Annotated in this window: 4 protein-coding genes; all 4 read right to left on the bottom strand. The window is 53.0% G+C overall.

The genetic code is table 11. The features are described 5' to 3' along the window. Positions 1-432: 432 nt before the first annotated feature. The 4 genes from C5S61_RS01120 to C5S61_RS01105 all read right to left on the bottom strand — a co-directional run bounded on the left by C5S61_RS01120 (position 433) and on the right by C5S61_RS01105 (position 4,176). Positions 433-861 (bottom strand): thioredoxin domain-containing protein, encoded by a 429-nt coding sequence (locus tag C5S61_RS01120; RefSeq protein WP_110513295.1) that lies wholly within the window; start codon positions 859-861, stop codon positions 433-435. A 136-nt stretch (positions 862-997) separates the two neighbouring features. Then, a complete protein-coding gene (locus C5S61_RS01115; protein ID WP_110513294.1) occupies positions 998-2,407 on the bottom strand; it encodes an FtsK/SpoIIIE domain-containing protein in 1,410 nt (469 codons plus the stop codon). 436 nt (positions 2,408-2,843) lie between these two features. Then, positions 2,844-3,398 carry a hypothetical protein gene (locus C5S61_RS01110; protein WP_124033360.1) on the bottom strand — a complete coding sequence of 185 codons (555 nt, stop codon included), beginning with the start codon at positions 3,396-3,398 and terminating at the stop codon, positions 2,844-2,846. Positions 3,399-3,513: 115 nt separating this feature from the next. Continuing rightward, on the bottom strand, positions 3,514-4,176 hold the full coding sequence (locus C5S61_RS01105; RefSeq protein WP_110513292.1) for a hypothetical protein: 663 nt from the start codon (positions 4,174-4,176) through the stop codon (positions 3,514-3,516). Positions 4,177-4,256: the final 80 nt, after the last annotated feature.

Below are 4,256 nucleotides of genomic sequence, written 5' to 3'. Positions count from 1 at the left end.
CATGCTCAGCTGTTTCCGGCGTGGCCTCTTGCTGATCATCACCCACCTCATGACCCACCAGCCACTTCCCGTTGGACGTTTTTATCCTGAACCATGGTCACCGGTGTTAACTACCTACCCTTGAAAGCCACCCCCCTCTCCCACTGGACGCGGGCGAGGGGGAGCACCGGTGTTTCACCGACACATTGCGTCAAAACCACGGGATTAAAGCCCCGCGCCACGGGAGAGGGGATCAGGTTGTGGTTAACGTGATGAACCAATACAGCTACAGGCTATTGGCTAGTGGACGATCGGTGAGATTTCCCGTCAATCATTCATCCAAAAGCCAAAAGCCTATAGCCAATCTTTATGTTCTATGTTCTATTTTGCCTTCTGCCTTTTGAATTTTGATTTAGGTTTCCTCCCTCATAATTCATCCTTCATCCTTCCGTTTTAGCCTCCGCAGCGCATATTGACATATTCAAGCCATTCGCTGAGGCTCATTGGTTTTGGTAAGTCGGCGGTTGAGAGCGATTGGCCTTGAGCGTACAGCTCGCCATAGCGATCGGTGATAAACCAGCCGCCTTTGGCCTCGCCCAAAAATTGGCTCAACACCTTAGATTCTGGATCGTGCAGCACGGTCAAGCCTTCGGTTGGTGGCAAGGCTTCGGCTGAAATAATCAAGGCTTTTTGCTCGTGTGACCAGCGTTGAGCTGCCGTGCTGAGATTGGCCAAATAGGTGGGGTTGAGGCCATCGTTGGCGGGCAAAAATACGATTACCAAAGCGGCTTTGCCGCGCAGATCGCCACGGCTGAAGCGTTCGCCCATGGCGGTTTGAAGCGTAAAATTCGGTACGATAGTGCCTGCTTGCAGAGTTTGCATCGCTCGTTCCTCAATTGATCGTTAACTTGCTGCTCAATTCATTGCATAAAGTGTACCGTGTTTGGGTGTGGTGCTGCGTGTTGGTTTAATCATCTTTGTGAAAGATTTAACAACCTTTATAGCATACAATTGAGGTCTAGGCAACTGTGCCGAGCAAATTGGCGAGCATTTCTTGTTCGTTGGGGTTGGCTTGGCGCTCGAGGGCTTGCTTGATCAGGCGGCTTTTGTTGGGCGCTGCATCTTTGCCCCAAAACAGGCGCGCCACGCCTGCATAGCTGCGCAAGCGTTTGTGTTCGATGCTACAGGCGCTGCGAAAAAGCTCGTGCTCAAGCAATTGCTCTGGGCGATTGAGATATTGCAGCAACAGTTGCGCCAAATCATAACGATTGTAGCTTTGGCTGGGGGCTTGGGCCAGCGCAATCAAGGGCTGCTCGGTGGCGACTGGTAAATTGGTGGCTTTGCTGGGCGCAGTTTCAAGCGCTGGCAGCTCGGTTTGGCGGGTTGGCAACAGGCTAAGCAATTGCTGGCGTTGGGTTTTATCGATGAAGGTGGTGCGCACGGTCAAGGCATTGCGGCCTTGAACGCAGCTAAACACGCCAGCCCCAGCTGGTGGGCTGGGCAAACGCGATGGTGGCAAAGCGCTACTTGGGAAGGCTTTGGTTGGCAAGGTCGTATTTGGCTCATCTGCATCGTCGCGCGGCTGATAGCCTGCCACGGCCAAGCTAATTTGCGAACGAAAGCGCGTGCTCAAATTGCTAAATGTTTGGGTCGCAATGATATAGCGAATGCCAGCGGCGCGGCCACTGGTCAGCTCGCTGTTGAGCCATTGTTCTAATTGTTTGGCTCCCAGCGCTTGCTCAAGCAAGGTCAATTCGCTGATAAACACCACCAGCAAGGGCAGATCGTGGCCCTGATATTCTTCCCAGCGCTCACATTCGGCTGCTTTGAGGATTTTTTGGCGCTGCAAACGCTGCTCGGTTAGCCAGGTTAATGCAGGCGCTAATTCATGTTCGGCCTCGGCGAATAAAGCGACGTGGGCTTTTTCGCGCCAGCCAAGCCACGACAAGCCAGCCTTGCCATCGACTAAGGCCAATTGCAAGCGCTCAGCAGGATTGGTGAGACACAGATAGAGCAAGGCGGTGCGCACCCAGCCATCTTTGCCACAGCCAGTTGCGCCACTCACTTGAACATGAGTAAAATCGTCGATCAACGAGCCATGGACCAGCGAAACCACGCCCTGAACGCTCCGCCAGCCCAAGGGCAACACAAAACGTTTGTCGCTTTGGCGCAGTTCGTGGGCCAGCACGCGCAAATCGTCTGGCGGATTGAGCAAGGCCGTGCCAGCGTTGGGCAAAGTGCGGGCATCGATGGCTGTGGCTAAGGGCATAAATTGGCTGATGCTGGTTGGTTCAGGCTGGATTACCCGTTGTTGGGCTTGCCACAACCGAAATTCACGCCAATCGCGGCCAAAGCGCTGGCGAAACATCAAGGCCACCAAGGCCATGGCCAATATTAATGCCCCAATTTGTACTGCTTCAGCATCCAAGCCCAACCACCTTTATCCAGATTCAGCTTCTAAAATTGGTGCCATTTTGGTGATTAAAACTCTTGCCAAAATAGAACCTTTGTGCTATTATGGTGATGTTGATTGTTGAACCCGACACGCCAACATTCAACGCAGCCTCCGATAGCTTTCTTGGTCTGGTCTCGAACAAGCTACACCTATCCATAGCTTTTTAGCATGGGTAGGTGTGGTTTTTAATAGCTAAGTGTACTATGCCCTCACCCCCCAGCCCCCTCTCCCGCACGCGAGGCGAGGGGGAACCACGCGGTCAGTGCTCCCCTCGCCCGCATTCAGTGGGAGAGGGGCTGGGGGTGAGGGCATGCTCGTGGTTGCCAATCTAATGAACCATTACAACTAGACGATTGCAGATTGTATAGATTGGATCAAACTTCCAATAGCCAATAGCCAAATGACCTGCTTAGCGCCACAAACGACCCAATTCGCCAACTGCGGCGCGGGCCAAACGTTCGGGCCAAAATGCACAGAGCGCAGCAATCACCACACTGAAAATCCAGAGCCATGCGCTGGAGAGCGGCAATTGTTGGTTGCTTAGCCAGCGTACACAGCCAATCACACTGGTAATCAGATCTAAGCCACCAACCAAGGCAAACACTGCCAAAACATGTTGGTTGATGGCGCGGCGCGGCCAACACGCTACTTCGATGGCCGTGATAATAATTGGAATAAACCATTGGGCAGTGCCAAGCATGGCTAAATTCAAGCCTAGCCCTGCCAAAAATGCCAAGGTAAACTGTGCTCCAATCCACCAGATTAATATTGCCAAGCCAAAAATGCTGAGATAGGCCAAGGTGCTTAGCCAACGCTCGTACATGCCCATTGGCGCAGCGCGACGTGGCAGGTTGGCAATTGGGCTGCTTGGCACAGGCTCATTGACCAATTCCTGTAAGAAACTGGCTGTTGATTGGGGTGTGGTTGCAGTCGGCATCAATGGCATCGACTTAGAATCTTTCATGCTTCGCCTCGCAGCCTGAACACAGTTTTTAACCTCGAGCGTAGCACATTTGGCGCATAAAAAATAGCCCATTTTGCTGGCCTGCAAACGGGCCAAAATGCAGCAACATTCTGGCTCAGGGCTGGGCTTCGACCCAAAATACATGCAAGGTTTTGCCGCGCAACATGCCCACCAAACTGATTGGGCCGTAGCGAATGTTGCCTTGCTGATTTGGCAATTGTTGAATCAGTGGCGATTGGCTGGGAATTTGCGCAACCGTGATTTGGGCTGCATTAGCGGTGGGAACGCCGCCGCTGCCAACTTCCTCGACCAACAAGGCCGCTTGATCTTTGAGCAAGAGCGTGCCGTTGAGCCGCAAAACCTGATTGTTGTACACAGCGAGATTCTGGTTTAGCTCGCCAAGGCTGATATTGGTTGGCTCGATTGGCTTGACGGTGATTGGCTCAAGTTCAGTCGGGCTTTTGAGCACGCCATTGATGCGTAAGACAGCAATGTTGCTGGTAATTGCCAAGGTTTGGGCTGGAATCGATAGCACTGGCTGGTAGGCAATTGGTTCGGCTCCAGGCTCAAGTGCACCAGCTAAAATGGTGTTTGATTCGCTGATTAGCGCCGGAGCAAGGATGGTGATTGTGCTGTTGGCCCCAATGCCATCAAGCTCGTTGAGCAGCAAAATTTGGTTGGCTTGGTTGGGCGCGACTGGTGGCAACGGCGGCGCGCTCGCTCCACAACTGCTCAAACCAAGGGTTAAAACCAGCAGCCAGAGTGGCCAAAAACGCATGCTATCCTCCAGAAAATAAGGCTATAGGCTGCTGGCGATTGTACCATTAGCCTCGTGACGAGGGGGCAGGGGTCGGGGGC

The organism is Herpetosiphon llansteffanensis, assembly GCF_003205875.1.
Taxonomy (GTDB): Bacteria; Chloroflexota; Chloroflexia; order Chloroflexales; family Herpetosiphonaceae; genus Herpetosiphon; species Herpetosiphon llansteffanensis.
This window is presented reverse-complemented; position numbering and strand designations above follow the sequence as displayed.